Annotated in this window: 25 protein-coding genes and 2 tRNA genes; 7 read left to right on the top strand and 20 right to left on the bottom strand. The window is 67.2% G+C overall.

All coding sequences use genetic code 11. The features are described 5' to 3' along the window. Positions 1-16: 16 nt before the first annotated feature. The 9 genes from K6V06_RS12790 to K6V06_RS12750 all read right to left on the bottom strand — a co-directional run bounded on the left by K6V06_RS12790 (position 17) and on the right by K6V06_RS12750 (position 5,362). Positions 17-382, bottom strand: coding sequence for a hypothetical protein (locus K6V06_RS12790; protein ID WP_222243928.1), 366 nt, complete (start codon positions 380-382; stop codon positions 17-19). A gap of 79 nt (positions 383-461) precedes the next feature. After that, positions 462-1,583 (bottom strand): TyeA family type III secretion system gatekeeper subunit, encoded by a 1,122-nt coding sequence (locus tag K6V06_RS12785; protein ID WP_222243926.1) that lies wholly within the window; start codon positions 1,581-1,583, stop codon positions 462-464. Next, positions 1,580-2,422, bottom strand: coding sequence for a hypothetical protein (locus tag K6V06_RS12780; protein ID WP_222243924.1), 843 nt, complete (start codon positions 2,420-2,422; stop codon positions 1,580-1,582). The genes K6V06_RS12785 and K6V06_RS12780 overlap by 4 nt, the downstream gene beginning before the upstream one ends. After that, positions 2,419-3,060, bottom strand: a complete 642-nt coding sequence (locus K6V06_RS12775; RefSeq protein ID WP_222243922.1) for a type III secretion system domain-containing protein — start codon at positions 3,058-3,060, stop codon at positions 2,419-2,421. The genes K6V06_RS12780 and K6V06_RS12775 overlap by 4 nt, the downstream gene beginning before the upstream one ends. Beyond that, positions 3,053-3,793, bottom strand: a complete 741-nt coding sequence (gene sctJ, locus K6V06_RS12770) for a type III secretion system inner membrane ring lipoprotein SctJ (protein WP_222243920.1) — start codon at positions 3,791-3,793, stop codon at positions 3,053-3,055. Before sctJ ends, K6V06_RS12775 begins: the two co-directional genes overlap by 8 nt. Beyond that, complete coding sequence (sctI, locus tag K6V06_RS12765; protein ID WP_222243918.1) at positions 3,790-4,113, bottom strand: type III secretion system inner rod subunit SctI; 324 nt, start codon at positions 4,111-4,113, stop codon at positions 3,790-3,792. Before sctI ends, sctJ begins: the two co-directional genes overlap by 4 nt. Before the next feature lie 9 nt (positions 4,114-4,122). Beyond that, positions 4,123-4,431, bottom strand: a complete 309-nt coding sequence (locus tag K6V06_RS12760; protein WP_222243916.1) for a DUF1039 domain-containing protein — start codon at positions 4,429-4,431, stop codon at positions 4,123-4,125. Then, a complete protein-coding gene (locus K6V06_RS12755) occupies positions 4,428-4,649 on the bottom strand; it encodes an EscF/YscF/HrpA family type III secretion system needle major subunit (RefSeq protein ID WP_222243914.1) in 222 nt (73 codons plus the stop codon). Before K6V06_RS12755 ends, K6V06_RS12760 begins: the two co-directional genes overlap by 4 nt. 5 nt (positions 4,650-4,654) lie before the next feature. Then, positions 4,655-5,362 (bottom strand): helix-turn-helix transcriptional regulator, encoded by a 708-nt coding sequence (locus tag K6V06_RS12750; protein WP_222243912.1) that lies wholly within the window; start codon positions 5,360-5,362, stop codon positions 4,655-4,657. A gap of 780 nt (positions 5,363-6,142) precedes the next feature. Between K6V06_RS12750 and K6V06_RS12745 the strand changes: the two genes are divergently transcribed. The 5 genes from K6V06_RS12745 to K6V06_RS12725 all read left to right on the top strand — a co-directional run bounded on the left by K6V06_RS12745 (position 6,143) and on the right by K6V06_RS12725 (position 12,081). Further along, on the top strand, positions 6,143-6,859 hold the full coding sequence (locus K6V06_RS12745; RefSeq protein ID WP_222243910.1) for a response regulator transcription factor: 717 nt from the start codon (positions 6,143-6,145) through the stop codon (positions 6,857-6,859). 45 nt (positions 6,860-6,904) lie between these two features. Continuing rightward, entirely contained in the window at positions 6,905-8,323 is a 1,419-nt protein-coding gene (locus K6V06_RS12740; RefSeq protein ID WP_222243908.1) for a HAMP domain-containing sensor histidine kinase, read from the top strand. 74 nt (positions 8,324-8,397) lie between these two features. Beyond that, positions 8,398-9,399: a LacI family DNA-binding transcriptional regulator gene (locus K6V06_RS12735; RefSeq protein WP_370637460.1), complete on the top strand. Its 1,002-nt coding sequence runs from the start codon at positions 8,398-8,400 to the stop codon at positions 9,397-9,399. A gap of 249 nt (positions 9,400-9,648) precedes the next feature. After that, entirely contained in the window at positions 9,649-10,977 is a 1,329-nt protein-coding gene (gene gudD / locus K6V06_RS12730; RefSeq protein ID WP_222243905.1) for a glucarate dehydratase, read from the top strand. A gap of 132 nt (positions 10,978-11,109) precedes the next feature. Beyond that, positions 11,110-12,081, top strand: coding sequence for a tripartite tricarboxylate transporter substrate binding protein (locus tag K6V06_RS12725; RefSeq protein ID WP_222243904.1), 972 nt, complete (start codon positions 11,110-11,112; stop codon positions 12,079-12,081). 138 nt (positions 12,082-12,219) lie between these two features. Here the strand turns inward: K6V06_RS12725 and K6V06_RS12720 are convergent, their stop codons facing one another. The 9 genes from K6V06_RS12720 to K6V06_RS12680 form a co-directional block, all read right to left on the bottom strand. Next, positions 12,220-12,663, bottom strand: coding sequence for a MarR family winged helix-turn-helix transcriptional regulator (locus K6V06_RS12720; RefSeq protein ID WP_222243903.1), 444 nt, complete (start codon positions 12,661-12,663; stop codon positions 12,220-12,222). Beyond that, on the bottom strand, positions 12,656-13,144 hold the full coding sequence (locus K6V06_RS12715; protein ID WP_222243902.1) for an ATP-binding protein: 489 nt from the start codon (positions 13,142-13,144) through the stop codon (positions 12,656-12,658). Before K6V06_RS12715 ends, K6V06_RS12720 begins: the two co-directional genes overlap by 8 nt. A 261-nt stretch (positions 13,145-13,405) precedes the next feature. Then, positions 13,406-13,482 (bottom strand) — tRNA-Arg (locus tag K6V06_RS12710). A gap of 264 nt (positions 13,483-13,746) precedes the next feature. Next, positions 13,747-13,833 (bottom strand) — tRNA-Leu (locus tag K6V06_RS12705). Between the two features lie 96 nt (positions 13,834-13,929). Further along, positions 13,930-15,213, bottom strand: coding sequence for an amidohydrolase family protein (locus tag K6V06_RS12700; protein WP_222243901.1), 1,284 nt, complete (start codon positions 15,211-15,213; stop codon positions 13,930-13,932). Between the two features lie 151 nt (positions 15,214-15,364). Next, positions 15,365-16,093: a TetR/AcrR family transcriptional regulator gene (locus K6V06_RS12695; RefSeq protein ID WP_222243900.1), complete on the bottom strand. Its 729-nt coding sequence runs from the start codon at positions 16,091-16,093 to the stop codon at positions 15,365-15,367. Then, complete coding sequence (gene upp / locus K6V06_RS12690) at positions 16,080-16,751, bottom strand: uracil phosphoribosyltransferase (RefSeq protein ID WP_222243899.1); 672 nt, start codon at positions 16,749-16,751, stop codon at positions 16,080-16,082. The genes K6V06_RS12695 and upp overlap by 14 nt, the downstream gene beginning before the upstream one ends. A gap of 144 nt (positions 16,752-16,895) precedes the next feature. After that, positions 16,896-18,209, bottom strand: a complete 1,314-nt coding sequence (locus tag K6V06_RS12685; RefSeq protein WP_222243898.1) for a URC4/urg3 family protein — start codon at positions 18,207-18,209, stop codon at positions 16,896-16,898. Continuing rightward, positions 18,206-19,444 carry a GTP cyclohydrolase II gene (locus tag K6V06_RS12680; protein WP_222243896.1) on the bottom strand — a complete coding sequence of 413 codons (1,239 nt, stop codon included), beginning with the start codon at positions 19,442-19,444 and terminating at the stop codon, positions 18,206-18,208. The genes K6V06_RS12685 and K6V06_RS12680 overlap by 4 nt, the downstream gene beginning before the upstream one ends. A gap of 341 nt (positions 19,445-19,785) precedes the next feature. Here K6V06_RS12680 and K6V06_RS12675 point away from each other — a divergent pair, with 341 nt between their 5' ends. Next, entirely contained in the window at positions 19,786-20,724 is a 939-nt protein-coding gene (locus tag K6V06_RS12675; protein WP_222243894.1) for an amino acid ABC transporter substrate-binding protein, read from the top strand. Between the two features lie 185 nt (positions 20,725-20,909). Next, positions 20,910-21,209: an amino acid ABC transporter permease gene (locus tag K6V06_RS12670; protein ID WP_222243892.1), complete on the top strand. Its 300-nt coding sequence runs from the start codon at positions 20,910-20,912 to the stop codon at positions 21,207-21,209. A gap of 75 nt (positions 21,210-21,284) precedes the next feature. On the opposite strand, the gene K6V06_RS12665 is transcribed toward K6V06_RS12670, so the two are convergent. After that, positions 21,285-22,178: an NAD(P)/FAD-dependent oxidoreductase gene (locus K6V06_RS12665; RefSeq protein WP_222243890.1), complete on the bottom strand. Its 894-nt coding sequence runs from the start codon at positions 22,176-22,178 to the stop codon at positions 21,285-21,287. After that, the gene (locus K6V06_RS12660; protein ID WP_222243889.1) at positions 22,168-22,644 is read right to left on the bottom strand and encodes an Rrf2 family transcriptional regulator; all 477 of its coding nucleotides are present in this window, start codon (positions 22,642-22,644) and stop codon (positions 22,168-22,170) included. Before K6V06_RS12660 ends, K6V06_RS12665 begins: the two co-directional genes overlap by 11 nt. Between the last annotated feature and the right edge of the window lie 8 nt (positions 22,645-22,652).

Here is a 22,652-nt window from a genome sequence, read left to right as displayed (position 1 = left end):
GCACGTCCCAGTTTCATCATTCCTCCTTGCTGCACGCTTCCAGCAAGCTGCGTTGCGCGCGTACCGTGCGGTACCACAGCTCGGCGCCGCTTCCCGGGGGCATCGCGCCCGTTACGACCAGGTTGTCATCAACGCGGAACACCCGCAGCGGTACGCCGGACATGCAGGCCGGCGTCCAGCGGGAGAGCAGGCAACGCAGTGCGGCATCGGCGGCGAAGGGATCGACGCCCAGCATGGTGGAAACCACCACGCGTTGTTCGGCGACCTCGACGAACACGCTGGCAGGGCCGTCCTGGATTTCGACCCGGGGCTCGATGGTCACCGGCTTGACGTCCATCAGCCGAAACAGCTTCTCCAGATTTCTCAGCGTTCCAATCTCCATGGCTTTCCCCTGGCTTCCGATGCACCGATGGTGAAGCGGCCCGTGCCTCGCGGGCATCCGGTATGGGCCCGATCTGCGATCAGTGGCCACTCTCCCCCTCCGGGGCAGCCGGCTCCGGGTTCTCGGCGCGATCGTTGTAGGCCTGGAGCACGGTCAACACCTGCTGCCGGTGATCCTCGTCCCGGTAGCACGGCTCCGGCAGCAGCTTGCAGAGCTTCGCCAGCTCTCGCATCAGGCGGTAACCGCGCTCCTGCCCCAGTTCGAGTCCATCGACGCCCTGCTCCAGCCAATCGGCGTAGAGCCAGCTCTGGTCGATCAACTCGAGCAGGAAGCGCAGCACCAGGTCGCCGTCCACCTCCGGCGGCCCAAGCCCGTGCGCAATGCGCCCGCACTGCTCCTCGAACCCAAGAAAGATCAGCAGGCGCTTCAGATCGCGCACCACCGCGGCCAGGTGGGTCCCCTCGGCGCGTTCGTCCTCGCTTCCGCCGAGCTCGGCGCCCAGCGCTCGAATCAGCACCTTGATCTTGCGGCGCCGTTCGCCGATGCCGAGGAGCCCGGCGAAGAAGGACGCGAGGCCCTGCTCGATGGCGCTGCAATTCTGGTAGAGCGTCTTGAGTTGCGCGCGCAGTTCGCCGCGCAAGCCGTTGCCGAACTCCAGCCAGCCGAGCATCTCCAACCGCCAGTCCTCCTCCCCCTCCAGCCATTGATCCAGCGCGGCCTCCAACCGGCTACGCCTGCGGCCCGGCCGGTGTTGCTGTGCCATGGCGGCGAGCACGAGCGCCATCGCCGCCGGATGCAGCTCGGCCTTGTCCAGCGCCGCCAGCAGGTCGTCCACATCCTCGGTGTCGCCGAACTGCAGCAGCAACTGCTCGAAGCCTGGATCCTTTGCCGCCAGTTGCGCTTTCGCCAGCCGTCCGACGAATGCGCGTGCCAGCAGCGCGTCGTTGCGCCGATCGCCCCGCAGCAGCGCGTGCAGCTTCGCCGAGTGAATGCCGCTCGCCGCACTGGCCTCCTGCTGCCGTCGGGACGCGTTGAGCGCGCGCGCCGCCATCTCCGTGGCGGAGCGGGCCGGGCTGACCTGTCGCGGGCCGGTCGTGGGAGGACGGGTTCCGGGCGCCGGCAGTACCGGGGTGCCGGGCCGTATGGTGCTGGGAGCGGCTGGGGGCGCAACCGGTCTCGGGGCGGCGATCTTCTGGGTCATGCCGTCTCCTCGCAATCGGGACGCTCGGGGTCGCACCCGTCGCCCCAATCGTCGGAGCCGGTATTCGCGTCGTCATCGCCGCCCGGCGCCTCGCCGGCCTCGTCGAAAGGCCGCGGGCCGTCCCAACCCTCGGCGTCCGGCATGACCGCGTCCGCAGCAGCCCCGTCCGTGGTGCCGCACGCCTCGCCCTCGTCGAGACCCCGATCTCGAATGCGCTCGAGCAACATCGCCAGATGGCGGGCCAGATCGATGCGCAATTGCACGAACGGGCTATCGATGCGAGCCTGTCCGGGCTGCATGCCGGGGTCGGCCTGCAGTTCGATGCCATCCCGGGCGACGAGCCTGCGGGAGATCGCCTCCATCTCCTCCGGACACACATGCAGGCGTAGCGCGCCATGCCGCGCCAGCGGAGCCAGCTGCCGCTCGATGCGGCCGATCAGCAAGGCAGTCCGATCCATCTCCCCGGTGAACTGCATCACCGCATCGGCGACCCAGTTCCTGCAGCGCGCTTCGAGCTGCGCCGCCACGCGCGCTTCCAGTTCGCGCTCTTGCACCAGCCAGCCCACCACCTCGGCACAGGTGGCGTCATGGGCTGCACGTGCCGCGTCGTCGGCCCGGCGCTGCGCTTCGCACCACGCCTGCTGCAGGATGTGCCGTGCCTGTTCTCGGGCCGACGCCCTGACGCGGCGCGCCGCCAGCAGGATTGCCGCCGCCCGCGAGCGGTGGCGTTGCAGGACCGCCGTCGCGCCAAGATACTCATCGAGCCGCTGACCCGGGATGACGCCGCCCGTCGGCAGCTCCCCGTGCACACTGACCACATCGATGTCGAACGGATTCATAGCAGTCGATCCAGGCGCATCAGCATTGGCAAGGCAGGGCGGTCCGGAAGCGGCCACACGCTGGCCGCGGGGCCGGCATCGGGCGGGGGCAGGCAGACAGCCAGCGCGCTCCAGACCACGCTGCCGCGCAGCGTCTCATCGAGCCAACGCATGCCGATGCTGCGCAGCCAGCCGGGAACCTCGGAGGGAGCGGGCAACCGTTGCGCCCTACCGCCATCGCCCACCAGCGCTGCCAGCTGCTCGCATCCTTCGCCGCCCAGTTCGGCCGCCAGTGGGCGGCGATACTCGCCGAGCAGCAGCAAATCGGGCAGGCGTGCCGCAACCGCGCCGAGCGCGAGCAGCAGGGATGGCAGCCTCGGCTCCAGCGCCATCATCTGCCGCTGCTGCGCCGTCAGCACGGCTGGCAACGGCCCGTCCGGGTAGCCCCGGCGCTGTACGATCAGCGCGTCGAGCGCCCGGCGGCATCCGGCGTGCCGGCGATAGTCGTCTTGCCAGTTGTCCAGGCCCAGGTAGGACCACCATGCGGCATGCATGGTCTCGCCTGGGCGCCAGGCGAGCCGGTGCAACCGTTGCACGGCCGGGCAGATGGCCAGGCTGTCGGGGCGGACCGCCTCGCTGGAAACAGGTGCGTCACGCATGGCCCGTCCTCCGGCGGCGCATGGTCGCGGTCCCCAGCCATGCGAGCATGGCCAGGCCCACCACTGCGGCCGCGGACAGCCCGGCGGCCTCGGCCGGCCGCTCCTGGATCCATCTGGTCCAGCCCGCGGCCGGCACTTCCTGCGCCGCGGCCCGGTAGCGGTAATCGGCGGCCTGCATGACCACGCTGATCTGGTCGGAGGTGATGTCCGGAATGCCGTCGCGAACCAGGCTGCGGATCTGCACTTCCTGATTGCCCAGGTTGAACTGGGGCGAGTACTTGATGAATACCGCCGCCGAGGGTGCACCGGTCGGCTTGCCGTTGTCGTCGACCTTCTGCGCGATCGACACTCTTGCCTCGATCACGCCATCCATCGCCGCGATCATCGCCTCCAGCTGCTGCTCCTTGAGCAGCTGCATCTTCGCGCGCTCCTGCGCAGGGGAGGTGACGAGCTGGTTGGAGGGGAACAGGTCGCCCATGCCCAGGCGCTTGTTCTGCGGAAAGCCGTTCTGCCGCAGCACTTCGACGGCGTTGATGAACTCGCCCTTCTCCACGCGCAGCGTGACCACGCCGCCCTTCTCCACGACTTTCTCCGCCGGGATATCGCGCAGCATCAGCAGTGCGAGCATCTGGTTGGCCTCGGCCTCGCCGACGTTGGAGTAGAGGGTGATCTTGCAACCCGCGAGCAGGAGCGCGGCCAGCGCGGCCAGGCCGGTGGACTTCAGGGATGTCATTGGAGCGATGTCAGCTTTGTCAGGGCCTGGGAGAACACGCCAGCCACCTTTGCGATGAGGTCGGTCTCGGTGCGCTGCTCCAGCAGCTTGCGTTGCAGCATGGAGACGGCTTCGGCGTCCAGCGGGCCACCCTGCAACACCTGGGCAATGCCGCGGTCCGCGCCGCTCTCCAGCTTGCCGATCGTCTCGACGACGGTCTGCTCGGGCTTGCGCGCCGCCGCCGACATCGCGGCGGAGAAGGCTTCGACCTCCTGCCGGCTGGCCGTCGCCGGACCCATGCGCGGCAGGGAATCGAGGAGGAACGTGGGATCGATATTCATGCGAAACCTCTAGTGACGGGTTGGCTTGCCCGCATTGACGACGCGGGCGCAGGAAGATGGGGTGCCGAATGCCGATATCAGCGCTGTCATCAGGACGGCTGCGGGATCGTCGCGCGTGCCAAGGCACGCCATGGCCTGGGTCAGGTCGCCGCTGCGCATGTACAGGTACGCAAGACAGATCTCGCGATCGCGCAGGTCGGCGACCAGCAGGGGAATGGCACGGATGAAGGCGGGCATCTCGCCGAGCAGCCGCTGATTGCCAGCAACGAAGGCCAGTTCGACCAGCAGGCGGCGCGTCTCGCGGGGCAGTTCGTTCATGAGATCTTCGCGATGATGCCGGTCGACAGGTCGTGCAGCATCTTCAGCACGGCACTCTGCAGCGACATCACGTTGGTGTAGTTCGCCGATGCCGCCTGGGCGGCGAGAAAGTCGACCGACTCGCCCGAAGCAGCGGCCTTCTGCAGCGCCTCGAGTGCGGCGCGCGAAGTCTTGCCGACTTCATTGTTGATGGCCTCGATGGCCCCGTTCCAATCCATGACGCCTATTCCTCGTTGTCGGCATCGTTGATGCCCTGATGATGTTGCCGCAGCAGCCGGGGGCTGGCCTCGTAGCGCCGGCGGAAGCTGACGCTGAAGTGCGCGTGGCTGTTGAATCCGCACTCCTGCGCGATGTCGGTCACCTTCATCGACGTCAGCAGCAGCAGTTCCCGCGCACGCTGGAGCCGTCGCTCCAGCAGCCAGTTCTTGGCCGACACGCCGAACTTCTCGTAGAACATCACGTTGAGCTTGCGCACCGGGATGCCAAGGGCCTTGGCGTACTGGGTCACCGGCCACGCGCTCATGCTGTTCTCCTCGATGAACTCGAAGAAGTCGCGGCTGCTGTCGATGAGCTGATGCAACAACCGCGAGAAATACTCCGGCTCGGTACCCATGCAATAGACATAGGCAAAGCGCAGCATCGCGCGCGGCTCGGCGGCGCCGAGGTGCCGGATCACATGGATGGTCTCCTCGGGGACCGAGATCCGCTTCACCGGCTCTCGCCAGAACTGCGTGCCGCGCCGATAGCGGCCCGCCAGCTCATGCAACTCCTTGTAGATGTCCTGGAAGTCCCCCGAATGGAAGACATAGGTATCGATGCCGTCGCGGGCTGGAACCGCGGCGGCGTTTCCGCCGGTGAAGACCAGGCTGAACGCCGGGATCTCGTGTGTGTCGCCGTTGCATTCGACCCTTCCCGAACGGCTGAAGACCATTAGCTTGACTGCCCCCATCTTTCCCTCGAACACTCGTGCTCATTGGCTGCATCATTCCATCGGCCGGATGGATCACCGATCCGGTGATGACCTGAAAGTCATGCCGTCGCGCACTGCCCGCGAAGCGCATCGCCTTCGCGGGCCAGTCCCCTTGAGGGTCTGTCCGAGTCCTTTGTCATGCCGCGAGCAACTCGCGTCTGAGGACCGGCGCTGAACGGCCGAGGCATATCAAAACACTTCTCGGCTGAACTTTGAGGATTTGAGGGATCACTCTTATCTTTACGAGAAAGTCTTCGGAATTTTTTTATAACTTCTTTGCCCCGGCCCACCAGTTTGCGTACTTCTGTGCCGCTCGCGCCGCACCTTTTGGCACGCCGTGCGGCGGCTTCCTGACCGACCGTCTCATCCCCGAAACACAAAAAAAAGATCCGCCCGAGGGCGGATCAAACATGGAGGGAATCGCCGGGCAGCGCCCGAACAGGACGAAGTCTGATACCGGGAGCGAGGCGACCTATCGGAAAAAGGCAACTACCTTTCGATAGTGGACACGACGGCGTGCCGCCATATCGGCTGCGGCGGTGCCCTTTCGCGCACTGCGCGTCGAACTTCACGCGGGTGCCAGTGCTGCGGCTCCCGATGCGGGGGTAAGCATTACTTCCCCGTTCTCGTCGGCGGCGGTATAAGCCAACTGGAAGCGGTAGCGGCGCAGTAGCGACGCCCGGCCCGCTTCTTCTGACCGCGGGGGAAATCCGCCGCACAACGAGATTGCACGAGCTGGCCATGCGCATCCTGCTGATCGAAGACGACCTTCAAATCGGTACGAGCCTGATGCGCGCGCTCAAGGAGAACCTGCAATGCAGCGTGGATTGGGTGCGCGACGGCGTCGCGGGCGACCGCGCCGCTGCCGAGAGTGCGTACACGGTGATCCTGCTCGACCTGTCGCTGCCACGGATGGACGGGGCCCAGGTGCTGCAGAGGCTGCGTGCCCGCGGCAACCAGACGCCCCTGCTGATCCTGACCGCGCACGATGACCTCGATAGCCGGGTGCACGGACTCGATGCCGGCGCCGACGACTATGTACCGAAGCCGTTCGAGGTGCCGGAGCTGCTGGCGCGCATCCGTGCCGTGCTGCGGCGCAAGGCCGGCTACGCGACGTCGACGCTTGGCAACGACCATGTGCGCCTGAATCTCGATACCCGTACGCTGACGGTGGCCGGCCATACCGAGACGTTGTCCGCCCGTGAGTTCGCGCTGATGCTGGCGCTGCTGGAGCGTCCGGGAACGATCCTGTCGCGCGGGCAGCTGGAAGAAAAGATCTACGGCTGGGGCCAGGAAGTGGAAAGCAATGCCGTGGACGTGCTGATCTACTCCGTGCGCAAGAAGTTCGGAGCCGCCGCGATCCGCAACGTGCGCGGCCTGGGTTGGACCGTGCTGGCAGCCGGCCCCGACCCTGGGCCCGCGGCAACCGGTATCGCGGCAGGGAGCCCGCCAGACTGACGCGGGCACCTTCGGACCCGCACACCGGCCAGCACGGAGGCCACCATGACAAGCACGTCTCGCCCGACTACCCTTTCCGCGCGTCATGGCGCGTGGGGTCGGAATCCGTCGCTGATCGTCAAGCTCAGCGTCGCGCTCAGTGCCGTCATCGCGGTGGTGGCGCTCGCGCATACCGCGTCGGGCTTCGTTCTCGCGGTATCGCAGGTGCACCAGCTGCTGGACCGGCGCCTGCAGGAAGTCGCCAGCCGGGTCAGCGAGGAGTTGCCAGTGGCCCCGGTCACGCCGTACATCTACCGCAACGCGCCGGACGGTGTCGTGGTCCAGGTGTGGCTGCACGATGACGAGCAGTTGCGGCCCGGCGCCGAGCAACCGGTACGCCTGCCGAGGGAGACGCCCGATGGGTTCTCCACGCAGCTGGTGGACGAGGAACGCTGGCGCGTCTATGCCGTGACCGGACCGGACTGGGCGATCCACGTCTCCCAGCGCGACACGTCGCGCAAGCGCATCGCCATGGATGCGGCAATCGCCAGCGCGGCGCCTGCGCTCGTGATGATTCCTCTGGCGTGGCTGGCCATCGTCGTGACGGTACGGCGCATGTTCCGGCGCGTGGGCGAGCTCGGCGAGCGGGCCGCGCAGCTCGATCTCGCCCGGCTCGATACCCTGCCCACCGACAAGGTGCCGCGCGAGATCCTGCCGCTGGTGACCTCGATCAACGCCATGATCGAGCGGCTGTCGCAGTCGGTGCAGGCGGAGAAGATGTTCATCGCCGATGCCGCGCATGAGCTGCGCAGCCCGCTGACCGCGCTGCAGATCCAGGCGGACAATCTCGGCCGCACGCTCGCCGAGCCGCAGAGCCTGCGTGAGTTCCAGGCGCTGCGTCAGGATATTGCCCGCACCGCGCGGCTGGTGGCGCAACTGCTGCGGCTGGCCCGTGCGGACGCGCCGCTGGACGGCAACCAGCAGCGGCCAGTGCCGATTGCCGAGGTGGTGGCGGATGTCATCGAAGCGCATCTTCCCTGCGCGGCAGCACAGGGCATCGATCTGGGCGTCGATCGGCTGGAGCCGCTGCAGGTGGAAGCGAACGCCGCCGACCTGCGTACCGCGCTCAGCAATCTGGTCGACAACGCGATCAAGTATGCCGGGCATGGCGCGGTGATCGACGTGCGCGTCTACGCCAGCGGCCGGACCGCTTGCATTGACGTGCGCGACACCGGCCCCGGCGTCGATCCCGCAGCGCTGCCGCGCGTGTTCGACCGGTTCTTCCGCGCCGACGGCAACGCCAGCGAGGGCAATGGGCTGGGGCTGGCCATCGTGCGGGCGCTGGTGCAGAAGCACGGCGGCGAGGCGTTCCTGGCGAACCGCGAGGATACCGCGCACGGCACCATCGCTGGCATCCGGCTGCCGTTGTGGTCGGCGGCCCAGACCGGACCGCGCTCGCCCGCCGGCCCGGGCGCGCCGAGTTGACGGTGGCGATGGCCGGCATGCAGGGATCGAAGGCAGTGTGCTACCTTCCCAGCTTCGATCGCACAGGGTAAGTCGTGAGCAACTCGGGGAAGCCTTTCACTGTCCAGGACGTGGCGCGCCTAGCCGGCGTTTCCGCCATGACCGTGTCGCGCGCGTTGAACACGCCGGAAAAGCTCAGCCCGGAGACGCTCAAGCGCGTCCAGGATGCGGTGGACCGCCTCAGCTATGTGCCCAACGCCATGGCGAGCGGCCTGCGCCTGTCGCGTGCCCGGCTGGTCGCCGCGCTGCTGCCCACGCTGGTGGGTCCGGTATTCCAGGAGATGATCGAATCGCTGGACCGCTCGCTGAACCGCCATGGCTATCAGTTGATGATCGGCCGAACCGGCTACGACGCCGGACAGGAGGCGTCGCTGCTGAAGGCCGTGATCCAGCGGCGTCCGGACGGCATCGTGATGATCGGCATGACGGCGTCGCCGGAGGGCCGCAAGTCATTGCAGGCGTCGCGGATTCCGGTGGTCGAGACCTGGGACTATTCGAGCTCCCCGATCGACATGCTGGTCGGTTTCTCGCACTTCTCCATCGGTGAAACGGTGGTGCAGTACTTCCACGATGCCGGCCATCGCAAGGTGGCCATCGTCAGCGCGGACGATACCCGGGCACGCAGCCGGATCGCCGGGTTCCGCCAGCGCGCCGAAGCGCTGGGACTGCCCCCGGTAACGATTTACTACTGCGATGCGCCGAGCACGATCGGTTCGGGGCGCCGGGGACTGGTGGACGTGCTGACGCGCGCGCCGGATGTCACTGCGGTGTTCTGCAGCTCGGATACGCTGGCGCTGGGCGCATTGATCGAGGCGCAGCATCGCGGCATCGCGGTGCCGGGCAAGCTTGCGGTGGTCGGGCTGGGCGACCAGGAGTTCGCCAAGGACGCCCCTCCTCCGCTGACCACGGTGCGCATCGACGGCACGCGCATCGGCGAGCTTGCGGCCGAGCTGATCGTGGCCCGGGCCGAGGGCGTCCCCATTGCCGAACCGGTGGTCGACATCGGTTTTCACCTGGTGCAGCGCAGCAGCGCCTGACCCCCGCAGCGCCTCGGGGAAAGTCCTAGGTCGACATTTGCGCCGCCCCGTATCAAGATGTGAGCGACATCGATGTTATCGATATCATTTCCGGGCGCCGACGCTGCGTCGGAGTGACCAGCAAGCGTTGCGGTGCTGTCAGGCATTGCAACGGCGTGGCGGGCAGGGCCGGCAGATTTTTTTTCGAGGCGCTTGTTATCGATAACACTCATAGCCTGACAGCCTCATCAGTTCCAGGAAGACGTACAAATGACAGGATTGCCGACGGTAAGTGAAATGCGCGTGGTTCCGGTTGCCGGCCGCGACTCCATGCTGCTGAACCTCAGTGGCGCCCACGCCCCCTTCTTCACTCGCAACCTGCTGATCCTTACCGATAACAGCGGCCGGGTGGGCGTAGGCGAAGTGCCCGGTGGAGAGAAGATTCGCCAGACGCTGGAAGATGCGCGTGACCTGATCGTCGGACAGCCTCTGGGCCAGTACAACACCATCCTGAACCGGATGCGCAGCGCCTTCGAGAACCGCGACAGCGGCGGCCGGGGACTGCAGACGTTCGATCTGCGCGTGGCGATCCATGCGGTGACGGCGGCCGAATCGGCGCTGCTGGACCTGCTGGGCCAGAATCTGGGCGTGCCGGTCGCCGCGCTGCTCGGCGAAGGCATCCAGCGCAACGCCGTGCCGATGCTGGGGTACCTGTTCTATGTCGGCGACCGCAATCGCACCGATCTGCCGTACGACAGCGCCCCCGATGCCGAGGACGACTGGCTGCGCCTGCGCCACGAAGAGGCGATGACGCCGGAAGCGATCGTGCGCCTGGCCGAAGCTGCGCAGAAGCGCTATGGCTTCCAGGACTTCAAGCTCAAGGGCGGTGTGCTCAGCGGCGACGAGGAAGTGGAGGCGATCCGTGCGCTGCACGAGCGCTTCCCGGAGGCACGCGTCACGCTCGATCCGAATGGCGGGTGGCTGCTCAAGGACGCGATTCGCCTCGGCCGGGAGATGCAGGGCCTGGTCGCCTATGCGGAGGATCCTTGCGGGGCCGAAGGCGGCTATTCCGGCCGCGAGGTCATGGCCGAATTCCGTCGCGCCACGGGGCTGCCGACGGCGACCAACATGATTGCCACCGACTGGCGCCAGATGGCACATGCGCTGTCGCTGCAATCGGTGGACATTCCGCTGGCCGACCCGCACTTCTGGACCATGCAGGGCTCGGTGCGGGTAGCGCAGATCTGCCAGGCCTTCGGCCTGACCTGGGGCTCGCACTCGAACAACCACTTCGATATCTCGCTGGCGATGTTCACCCATGTGGGCGCCGCCGCGCCCGGTCGCGTCACCGCGCTCGATACCCACTGGATCTGGCAGGACGGTCAGGCGCTGTCGCGCAATCCGCTGCGCATCGAGAACGGCGAGATCCAGCTGCCGGATACGCCGGGCCTTGGCGTGGAACTGGACATGGATGCGGTGGAGCGTGCGCATCAGCTCTATCTGCAGCATGGCCTGGGCGCCCGCGACGATGCCATCGCGATGCAGTACCTGGTTCCCAACTGGACGTTCGACAGCAAGCGCCCCTGCATGGTGCGCTGACGTCGGCTTCCCATGCCGGCCGCGGGTCGTTCCGCGGCATCACGCGGCCGGCCGAGACTGTCGCGCGAGCGCGCGGCCTCGCATCAAACGATAGCCGCACTCGCTATCCATTCAAACAAGCAGGAGACTTCAATGAACCGCAAGGTCATCAGCAAACTGGTTGGTATCGGCCTCGTGATGGCAAGCTCGGCGGCGTTCGCCTGGCCCGACAAGCCGGTCAACGTTATCGTGCCCTTCCCCGCCGGCGGCGCCACCGACACGGTCGCGCGCCAGGTGTCGAACCACATGGGCAACCAGTTCAAGCAGACGTTCGTGGTGGAGAACAAGGCTGGCGCCACGGGCACCATCGGCGCCGCCCAGGTCGCCCGGGCCCCGGCGGACGGCTATACCTTGCTGGTGACGTCGCTCGGACCGCTGGTCATCGCGCCGCATCTGATCAAGGGTGTCTCCTATGACGCGCTGCAGGACTTCACCTATTTGACCGTGGCCGTGCAGGCTCCCAATGTGCTGGTGGTGAATCCCGCGCTGGCACCGAAGGTGAACACGGTGCAGGACGTGCTGGCCATGCTCAAGGCAAAGCCCGGCACCGTCAGTTTCGCCACCTCGGGCGCTGGATCGTCGGACCACCTGACCGCCGAGCTGTTCTGGCAGAAGACCGGCACCAAGGGCCTGCACGTGCCGTACAAGGGCGGCGCCCCCGCGACCCAGGATCTGCTGGGCAGCCAGGTGGACATGTCGTTCCAGAACGTGAACACCGTGATCCAGCACATTCGCGCGGGCAAGCTCAAGCCGATCGCCGTCACCGGTACCATGCGCTCGCCGGTGCTGCCGGACGTGCCGACCCTGACCGAGAGCGGCGTCAAGGGCGTGGAGGTGTATTCGTGGCAGGCCTTCGCGGCTCCGAAGAACCTGCCGGCCGACGTCAAGGCCAGGCTGCATGACGGCATCGTCAAGGCACTGAAGGACCCGTCGGTCAGCAAGCCGTTCACGGATGTCGGCCTGGAGATCGTCGCCAATACCCCGGAAGAGTTCGCCAAGTTCCAGGCTAAGGAATATGCGCGCTGGAAGGAAGTGATCGAGACGGGCAAGATCACGGCGCAATAAGGCGCAGTACTGCGGACCGCGGCGGGCGCTTCGGTAGCCTCGCCGCTGTCCCCGCCGCTGTCCCCGCCGCTGTCCGGCACCGCCGGACGGCGCTTCCCCCCTCCTCGCTCCCTCCCCGGCGGCTACCGCCCGGCGCCGCTACCGTTGCGCCGAGAATCGGCCCAGCGCATCCCAATCCATCCGCACCTGCCCCAGCACGTCCTCGCACGCCACCTGGGCCGTCGCGCGCGCCTCCGCCAGTACCCGTGCGCCGGCCTTGGTCAAGGTGGCAAAGCCGACCCGGGCATCGCGCGGATCGGACTCGCGAGCGACCATGCCGATCTTCTCGAGCGGCAGCAAGGCCCGCGTTACCGCCGACGCGCTCAGCCCCATCTGCTCGGCCAGATCCATGCGGCGCAGCCGCTGGCCAGGCGCGCGCTCGAGGTGGTACAGCATCATGAAGTCGCTGAAGCCGATGCCATGGATATTGGAGAGCCTGGCGTCGACGTAGCGGGTGATATCGGCGAACGCCCGCGCCAGGCGCACACAGACGTCGACGGCGCCCGCCTCGCTGGCCCCCTGCCGGTTCTTGCGCTCAGACATGAACCAATCCCTCCAGCTCGGCCCCCGCGGGGCGCTCGAAATACGCTTCCATCGCTTCGAACATCGCTGGCGTCAGCTCGAAGGCGTGCTGCTGCGGCTTGTCCACGTTACGTGCCATCACGCGTTGCCGCCGCAGTGCCGAATCGGCGTCGACGAAGTAGCAGACCGGCATCCCTCCCGCCGCCAGGGCGGCATCGCGCAGGCGGGCCCGGTCGGGCGCGGTCATTGCGCCAAGGTCCAGCACCACGTCGACACCGAGCGACAGAAGCTGGCGCGCCACCTGCCAGATCTGCGCTTCGCAACGGCGCGTGCGCGCCAGCGCCCATTCGAGCGTCAGTTGCGATGGCCGGTCATCGCCGTACAGGCATTGCATCCATGGATCGATGCCGAACTGGACTGCGCCAGCCGCTTCCGCAAGCTCCGCGGCAAAGGTGGTTTTGCCCGCGCCGGGCGGGCCGAAGATGATATGGACGTTTGGCATGGCGCTTTCTGTTGCGGCAGTGGCGACAAGCCGAACGATACTTGAATACTCAAGTATCTAGCAACTTTTTCTTTTTCTTTCGGATGGGGTGCGCAGTTGCTTTCGCCGGCAGCAAAGGCTGTCGGCAAGGACGCGGCAAGGACAATGCGGGAAAGAAGACGAGGAGAGAAAGCGAGGGGGGACAGCGAGGGGAGAAAACGAGGGGAGAAAGCGAGCAAAGAAAAAGGGGCTTCCATCACTGGAAGCCCCTTCTTGCATGGGTGGCGCGGCTGGCAGGATTCGAACCCACGACCCCTTGGTTCGTAGCCAAGTACTCTATCCAACTGAGCTACAGCCGCACGCGAGGGCGCAATTGTATCGCAGTGGTTGGAGAATGCAAGGGGTTTTTGTCCGGACGCGGGGGGCGGCGTGGTTGGCGCTTGCCCTCTCCCCCGCCCCCTCTCCCGCAAGCGGGCGAGGGGAGAAGAACGGTGGCGCTCGGGCGCCCAGGCCCGGATAGCCCTCTGCGCCGGTCCCTCTCCCGCGAGGGGGCCAGGGAGAAGAACGGCGGTGGAAAAGAAAAAAGGCCGTTGGCAATGCCAACGGCCTTTTCTTCAGGATTTTGGTGCCCAGGAGAGGACTCGAACCTCCACAGTGTTGCCACCGCTAGGACCTGAACCTAGTGCGTCTACCAATTCCGCCACCTGGGCTTGTTCGCTTGCCGTTGTTGCTGGCGTTACTGCGTTGCGAAGACCGCAATTATGCTGAGAGCCGTCACCCGCGTCAACCCCCTTCTTCAACTTTTTTCAGAAGGCAGCGCGTCTGCGAAAGTCGACCGAGGACGGGCGCCCCGGCAGGTCGAGCGACGCCAGCGCCGGCGCGGACCGGGCAATGACCTTGCCCGCGCGCAATACCAGTAGCCTCGTCGCGCGCAGGCGCAACGCTTCGACGGGATCGGCTGCCTGCAGCAGGACCAGGTCCGCACGGCAACCGGGCTCGAGGCCGTAGTCCGACAGGCCGAGGATCGACGCCGGCGTGTCGGTGATGGCGCGGAAGCAGGCGAGCATGGCGTCCTGCCCGGTCATCTGCGCCACATGCAGGCCCATGTGAGCGACTTCCAGCATGTCCCCCGAGCCGAGGCCGTACCAGGGGTCGAGCACGCAGTCGTGTCCGAACGCGACCGGGATGCCGGCGGCGAGCAGTTCGGGCACGCGGGTCATGCCACGCCGCTTCGGGTAGCTGTCGTGCCGGCCCTGCAGCGTGATATTGATCAGCGGATTGGCGATCGCCGCCATCCCGGCCTCGCGCATCAGCGGCAGCAGCTTCGAGACGTAGTAGTTGTCCATCGAGTGCATCGAGGTCAGATGCGAGCCGGCTACCCTGCCCTGCAGGCCCAGGCGCACTGTCTCGGCCGCCAGCGTTTCGACGTGGCGCGACATGGGGTCGTCGGTTTCATCGCAATGCATGTCCACGCGCAGTCCGCGCTCGGCGGCCAGTTCGCACAGCAGGCGCACCGATGTCGCGCCATCGGCCATGGTGCGTTCGAAGTGGGGAATGCCGCCGACCACGTCCACCCCCATCTCGAGTGCGCGGCGCAGATTGTCGAGGGCGCCGGGGCTGCGCAGCACGCCATCCTGCGGGAAGGCGACCAGTTGCAGCTCCAGATAGGGGCGCACGCGCTCGCGCACGTGGAGCAGCGCCTCGACCGCGAGCAGGCGCGGGTCGCAGACATCCACGTGCGAGCGGATCGCCAGCAGTCCGCGTCCGACTGCCCAGTCGCAATAGGCGAGCGCCCGCTCGACCAGCGCCTGCTGCGTCAACTCGGGTTTCAGCTCGCCCCATAGCGCGATGCCTTCCAGCAGGGTGCCGGAGAGATTGACACGCGGCAGTCCGTGCGAGAGCACCGAGTCCATATGGAAATGGGCGTCGACGAAGGGCGGGCTGACAAGCTGGCCGGCGGCGTCGATGTCTTCGCCGGCCTGTGCGGGCAACGCAGGCGCGACAGCGACGATGCGGCCGTCGGCAATGCCGATGTCAATATCGCGTCTGCCGTCGGGGAGGGTGCAGTGGCGCAGGATCAGGTCGAGCATGGGTGCTGGCGTTGGGAGTCGTGGTTCGAGAGTGTTGGTTGGCAGGGGGAGGTTGCCCTCTGCCCCGGCCCCTCTCCCGCAAGGCGGGCGAGGGGAGAAGAACGGCGGCGCCGAGCGCCAGGGTCCGCGGCGTACCTGCCTGCCCGTCGCGCTACTTGCGCAACGCCACGCCGCAGCCGCGCAATACCAGCGCCACCAGCTGTTCGGTCGCGCGATCGAAGTCGCTGGCGGACAGGTGCTCGACACCGAGGACCGCGCAGATCTGCGCTTCGAAATCGGCGTAGGTCTGCGTGGCCGCCCAGATGGTGAAGAACAGATGGCTGGGATCGAGCTCCGCCATCTGCCCCGAGGCGATCCAGCCGCGGATCACGGTGGCCTTGTGTTCGACCAGCGCGCGCAACGGTTCGCGCAGCACGTCGGCGATCCGCGGCGCCCCGTGCAGCAGTTCGTTGGCGAAGACGCGCGAGGCATCCGGGTACAGCGCCGAGAGCCGCATCTTGGCGCGGATGTATTGTTCCAGGGCGTCGGCAGGCGCGCGGTCCGCGCTGATGACGTCGGTCTGCACCAGCCACAGGCCAAGGATGTGGGCCAGCACAGCCTGATACAGCGCGTGCTTGGTGCCGAAGTAGTAATGCAGATTCGATTTCGGGATGCCGGCGCGCAAGGCGATTTCCGCCATGGTGGCGCCGCTGAAACCAGCGCGCGCGAACACGGCTTCCGCGGCGCGCAGGATGCGCGTCTCGTTCTGCGGGCGGATACGGCCAACCGGCGCTGCCCGCGCCGAGCGGGGCCGCGCGGCCGGGGTGGCCGCGCCCTGCGTGGCGACAGCGGCGCGGGCCCGGCCGGCTGCGAGCGGGACCGCGGCGTCAGCGCGTGCCATAGAGCCGGTCCCCCGCATCGCCGAGACCGGGCACGATATAGCCGTGCTCGTCCAGCTCCTCGTCGATCGCCGCGGTGACGATGCACACTTCGGGATGCGCGTTCTGCAAGGCGCGCAAACCCGGGCGCGAGGCAATCAGGCAGACGTACTTGAGGGCGGTCACGCCCGCTTCCTTGAGGCGGTTCAGCGCCGCGACCGCCGAGTTTCCCGTCGCCAGCATGGGATCGACCACGATGACGAGGCGCTCGTGGACGTCGTCCGGCATCTTGAAGTAGTACTCGATCGGCTCCAGCGTGTCCGGGTCGCGGTACAGGCCGATATGACCCACGCGCGCCGCGGGCAGCAGCTCCAGCATGCCGTCGAGAAAACCATTGCCGGCCCGCAGGATCGACACGAGGCACAGCTTCTTGCCCGACAGCATCGGCGACTGCATTTGCGCGATTGGCGTGCGGATCGACACGGTCTCCATCGCCAGGTCGCGGGTGGCCTCGTACGTCAGCAGCTGGCTGATTTCCTTGACCAGGCGGCGAAAGTTGTCCGTGGTGGTGTCCTCATTGCGGGCCAGCGTGACCTTGTGCTGCACCAGCGGATGGTCCACCACCAGCACGGGAGCCGGGAGCGATGCAATGGCGCCGTGCTCGGCGCTGAGTTCGGTCATGGTCGCGCTCCTTGCCAGACGATGATATCGCGGGGGGAAACCTCTCGGCACCGCTCGACAGGCAGAACCGGGAGGGGAATCGGCTTCGAATCGATCCAGTTGCAAGGAAACGCAGGCAAGCGGCGGCGCAGCGCGCCGCCGCGCTCAGAACACCGTGCCGTCGCTGTCGATGGCGAAGGGCGGCGTGCCGCCTTCGCGCCGGCTGGCCGCGATCCGGCGCCCTGCCGCCCACGTTCCGCCTTCGAGTACACGCGCCAGCGGCAGCGTGCGTTCGTCCATGCCAAGGGCCTCTCGCACCGCCTGCGCCACGCGGTCCAGCCCCACCACCGTCATGGCGCGCCACTCGACGATCGCGGGCTCGTCCACCTGGTGGCTGTGGCTGGCGAACTGCGGGTCGCGCGGCACCATCAATTCGAAGTCGTAGAGCAGGCCGCCGTTGCGGTATTCCGGCAGCCCCGTCAGCGCATGCAGACCGGTCACTTCCAGCCCTCCGTCCTCCAGCGGCTCCAGCAGCGAGTACGCCAGCCATTGGGTCAGCTTGTGGAATGGCACGTATCCGTCCGGACTGGCGGGGTGCGGCCAGCAGTCACCCAGCGGCACGCCCTGCCATTCGATGCGCCCGGGCCATACGGGACCGAGGGCCACCAGCAGCGTACGCAGCAGGAATGACGCTTCGATGCGCCCGTCCTCGGCGTGGTCCTTCAGGTAGTCGAACAGGTTTCCCAGGCGGGCCGGCGTGCCGAATACCGCCGGCGTGCCGGCCGCCACCTGCCCGAGCCGCCGCAACAGCGTCGCGCGGCCCTCGACGCCGACCAGCGGGTTGTGCTGCGCCACCTGGAAGGCGGTCGCCAGCGTGGACGGATCGAGCTGTGCCAGCCGCTCGGCGTCCGCGCGCAGCGGCTCACCCGGCGTCGACGAAAAGCCGCCGCGTGCAAACAGGTCGAAGCTCGCCACCCCCAGACCTTCGGAGCGGGTCAGCATCAGATCGGTGAAGCCGTCCCGGTACCGCCACGCCGCGCCGGCGCCCGCATCGAGGAGCACGCTCGGAATGGTCAGATCGATGCCAATGCGCGCTCGCTCCTCGCGTTGATCGTCCCCGCCCAGGGCGGCCCGCTCGCACAGCGTGGCCCAGCGGTCCAGCTTGTCGCCGCCCCCGCCGCTCTCGAAATGCCGCCAGCGGCTGTGATACGGCACATCCAGGCCGCGGTAGCGCTGCCGCATGGTGGCGACCACATAGTCGGCGATCGCGGCGATGCGCTCGGGGTGCCAGCTGAACCACGGCGATTCTCCCGCCGCGACGAATTCGGTGACTGCGGTGCTGCGCGAGCGCACGGCGGCGGCCGTCAGCAGGTCGGAGGCCGGGTGCTCGGCGCTGACCCACAGGGCCCAGCCTGCGCGCCTGGCGTCAGTGCCATCGGAATTCTGCCCGGCCGCGAGGCCGGTCTTTCGCTCGGTCATTCGTTCAATCCTCTGCCCTTGGCCACCGCCAGTTCGGCGGCGTCGGGCGGCGTGAAATGCGTGAAATAGCCGGCCGCGACCTTGGCGTCGATTTCGACGCGCGCGTCAGCCGGGATCAGGTCGTCGGGGATCGGCACCTGCTCCACGACCTCGATGCCCTGGGCGGTCAGCGCCCCGTGTTTCATATTGCTCATCGACGCCCAGCGATCGATGCGGCGGATGCCCAGCCAGTGAAACACGTCGGGCATCAGCTCCTGGAAGCGCATGTCCTGGACGCCGGCAACACACTCGGTGCGGGCGAAATAGGTTTCCGCACGGTCGCCTCCCACCTGCCGCTTGCGGGCGTTGTAGACCAGGAACTTGGTGACCTCGCCCAGGGCCCGGCCTTCCTTGCGGTTGTAGATCACCAGGCCGACGCCGCCCTGCTGCGCCATCTCGATGCAGACTTCGATGCCATGTGCCAGGTAGGGCCGGCAGGTGCAGATGTCGGAGCCGAAGACGTCCGAGCCGTTGCATTCGTCATGCACGCGACAGGCCACGCGCGTTGCCGGCTCGCCAAGCCTGGCGATATCGCCGAAGAAGTACAGCGTCATGCCGCCAATGGGGGGCAGGAATACCTTGAGGTCATTGCGCGTGACCAGCTCGGGGAACATGCCGGCGGTCTGCTCGAACAGGCAGCGGCGCAGCGCGGCCTCGCGCACGCCGAAGCGCGCGGCGATGCCTGGCAGGTACCAGACCGGGTCGACGGCGGCCTTGGTCACCCGCACATCGCCTTGTGCATTGAGGATGTCGCCGTCGGGCACCAGCCGGCCGGCCGCGATGGCGGCGCTCAATTCCGGCATGTTGATATGCGCGCGCGTCACGGCAATGGTGGGGCGGATGTCGAAGCCCGCGGCAATGCGGTCGGCGAAGGCTGTCGACACCAGATGGCCCCAGGGATCGAGCGAGACGATGCGGTCCGGCTCGCTCCACTGCGGCTGCGGGCCGATGGTTTCCGCGGGCGCGGTATCGGTCAGGTCGGCGCGATGGTCCCGTTGCAGCTTCCCGGCGGCGACCGCCAGCGCCCGATACAGGGTGTAGGCGCCGCCGTGCGTTCCTATCACGTTGCGATGCGACGGGTTGGTCAGCGTCGCGATCACCGGGCCGCGTTCCGCGGCGGTCGGCGCTCCCCACTGGATCGGCTCGGCAGGGCGATCCCTGCGTGCATGCGAGGTGAGGACAATGTGTTGCGACATGGGACCCCTCGGCGAAAAATCCTGACCAAACGGTCAGGTTTCACTTCGATGGTATGCAATGCGCATGCCATTGCGGTATGGGCGTTTTCCCCGTCGCGGAGCCGGGAACCGGCGGGGTGCTGGTGCATCCTTGGCCGACGATGCACCAGGACCGGCGAGGCGCAGTCCGGATCGGTGCAGGGAGTCGGGAGGGAGCGGGTGCAAGCGGGAAGGAGCAGGAAGGAGCAGGAAGGAGCGCGGTTCGGATCCGGCGGAATTTGCTTATGACAACAATGTTCTTCCCGCCGGCAGAGTCAGGGATTACCCTAGGCGCCTCGAAATCTGTCGACCCGTCACCACTCATGCTGCCTGCTGTTCGCCTTTCTGCCCGCTCCCTTCGCGCCCTGCTTGGCGCCGTCGGTTTGCTCACCGGTATCGCCCTGGCTCCCGCCGCCGCGCATGCGCAGCAGGCCGCGGAGCTGCACGGACCCGTCCTCGACAAGATTCGCGAGACCGGCACCATCGTGCTGGGCTACCGAGAATCGGCCTTGCCTTTCTCTTTCGCCGACAACCGGGCGCAGCCAGCGGGCTACGCCGTCGACCTGTGCCTGCGTGCCGCGCACGCCGCCAAGGAAGCGCTGGGGCTGAAGGACATCAAGGTGCGCTGGATGCCGCTAACGCCGCAGAATCGCATCCCTGCGGTCAACAACGGGCTGGTCGATCTGGACTGCGCCCCCAACACCAATACGCTCGAGCGGCAGAAACAGGTGGCCTTCAGCGTCTCGCATTACGTGTCGACCGTGCGGATGCTGGTGCGGGCCGATTCGGGCATCCGCAGCTTCGAGGACCTGCGCAACAAGACAGTGGTGACCAGCGCCGGCTCGACGGGCGACCGCCATGTGCGCCGGCTCAAGAGCCAGCACGGCTTCAACGATGTCTATGCCAAGGATCATGGCGAGTCCTTCCTGCTGCTGGAAACCGGACGCGCCCAGGCCTTCGTGATGGATGACGTACTGCTGGCTGGCCTGCGCGCCCGGGCGAAGAACCCGGCCGACTTCGTCATCGTCGGCCCGGCGCTGTCGGTCGAACAGAACGCGCTGATGATGTCGAAAGCCGATCCGGCATGGAAACAACTGGTGGACCGGACCCTGGCCAAGGTCTACAGCGGCCCGGATATCCTGGCGCTGCAGAAGCGCTGGTTCCAGCAGCCCATCGGCGAGCGTGGCATCAACCTGGCGCTGGCGCCGTCGTCGGAAGTGCGCGAGGCGTGGAAGCACCCCTCGGACGCGGTGACGGAGTAACGCCAGGAAAGCGTGCCCTGCGGGTCACGATACGGGCCCCTTCGGGGGCCCGTTGTCGTCTGTGGCGCCGGCACGACGCCGCTGACGAAGCTTGACAAGGGAAATCCCGGTTGGCGACACTGGTTGGCGAGACGGCGCCGCCGCACTCCGATTGACCACCTTCCAATCCGTAAGGAGAGACCCGCATGAAGAAGATCGCAGCGACCGCATTCGCCACCGCAATCGCAGCCATGTTGGGCTCGATGACGGTATCCGCGCAGACCCAGGGCAAGCAGCAGTTCGATCCGTATTCCCAGGGCGCCCGTGCCGGGGAGAAGTTCGATCCGTATTCGCAGGGTGCAAAGTCGGGCGACAAGTTCGACCCGTACACGCAGGGCACCAACCAGAGCACCCGCACCGACCTGGCTCCGGCCGAAAAGGCGGCGAAGCAGCCAGGCGAGGCAAAGACGCAGAAGAAGAGCGGCGCGTCCAAACCCGCAAACTGACCCGACAGCCAGCACGACAGCGGGCATGACAGCCACGCGCGCACAAGGGGCGCCCGTGGCTGTTCGCATTGCGGGCTAGAACACCAGGGATCGATGCAGGGCGACGCCCGCCATCACGCCATCGGCGCATGCAAAGGTGACGCTGTGCATGCCGCGCGCGATATCGCCGGCGGCGAACACACCCTGCACCGACGTCATCTTCAACTCGTCGGTCCGCACGATCGGGCCGCCGGGCCCCTCCTCCATTGCGCAGCCCAACTGCTGCGCAATGTCGCTGTTCATCCGCACCCTCGGGCCGAGAAACATCGCGTCCGCCGCCACGGTGCGGCCGTCCACCAGCCGGATACCGCGCAGGGTCGTGCCCTCCCCTTCCAGCGCCTCCACGCGCGCCGTTTCGACGGCCACCCCCCGGCGCTCCAGCTCTTCGAGCTCGTGCTGTTCAGGCGTGACCGCCTCGTTCAGCAGCAGCGTCGTGGGTCCCCACTGCGCGATCAGCATGGCGTGATGCGCTGACATCGGCATGGTGGCCAGCACCGCCAGCCGCTGGCCGGCAAACTCGAAGCCATGGCAATACGGGCAATGCAGCACGCTCTTGCCCCACCGCTCGGCGATGCCCGGGATCGCCGGAAGGTCGTCCGATACGCCATAGGCAAGCACCAGCCGCTCGCTCTCGAGCACTTCGCCGCCCTGCAAGGTGACCGAAAAGCCCGAACCCGCTCTTGCCGCCTGGATCGCCCGGCCGGCGACGATGGTGACCTTCGGATACGCGGCCACCTGCGCGCGGGCGGCATCCAGGATGGCCGCAGGCCGGTTGCCATCCTGCGCGAGGAATCCGTGCGAGGCCTCGGCGAACCGGTTGCGCGGCGCGCCGGCATCGATCACCGCGACCGACCGTGTCGCCCTCGCGATATAGGTGGCGGCCGAGAGACCGGCGAAGCTGCCGCCGATCACGATAGCGTCATGGCGCATGGCTTTTCTCCAGTGTGAAGTGCCCCTGATGGCCTCCGTCGCGGGACAGCATGCCCTGGTGGAATTCGGCGCTCAGCGCAGCCAGGGTGACTTCACCGAGCCGCGCCAGCAGCAGCGCCTGGGCATCGCGAAACGCGGTGTCCAGGGCGTTGTTGACCGCCTTCTCCACCAGGCAGCCAGGTGATTCGGTGCGATTGCCGATGGCCAGCAGGGGTGGGCTGCCCAGCGCCCGATAGATGTCGAGCAGCGTCACGCTCCCCAGGTCGCAGGCCAGCGACCAGCCGCCGCCATGCCCCTTCTCCGAGCGCACATAGCCCTGCTGGCGCAGGCCCGACATGATTCGGCGAATGACGACGGGGTTGGTGTCCATGGCCTTGGCCAGCACCTCGGAGGTCACCGGACCATCGTGCTCGGCCATGTGAAGCAGGACGTGCAGGATGCCGGACAGGCGGCTATCGCGTTTCATGCAACTTA

The sequence above is a fragment of the Cupriavidus sp. AU9028 genome (assembly GCF_019795295.1).
Classification (GTDB): Bacteria; Pseudomonadota; Gammaproteobacteria; order Burkholderiales; family Burkholderiaceae; genus Cupriavidus.
This window is presented reverse-complemented; position numbering and strand designations above follow the sequence as displayed.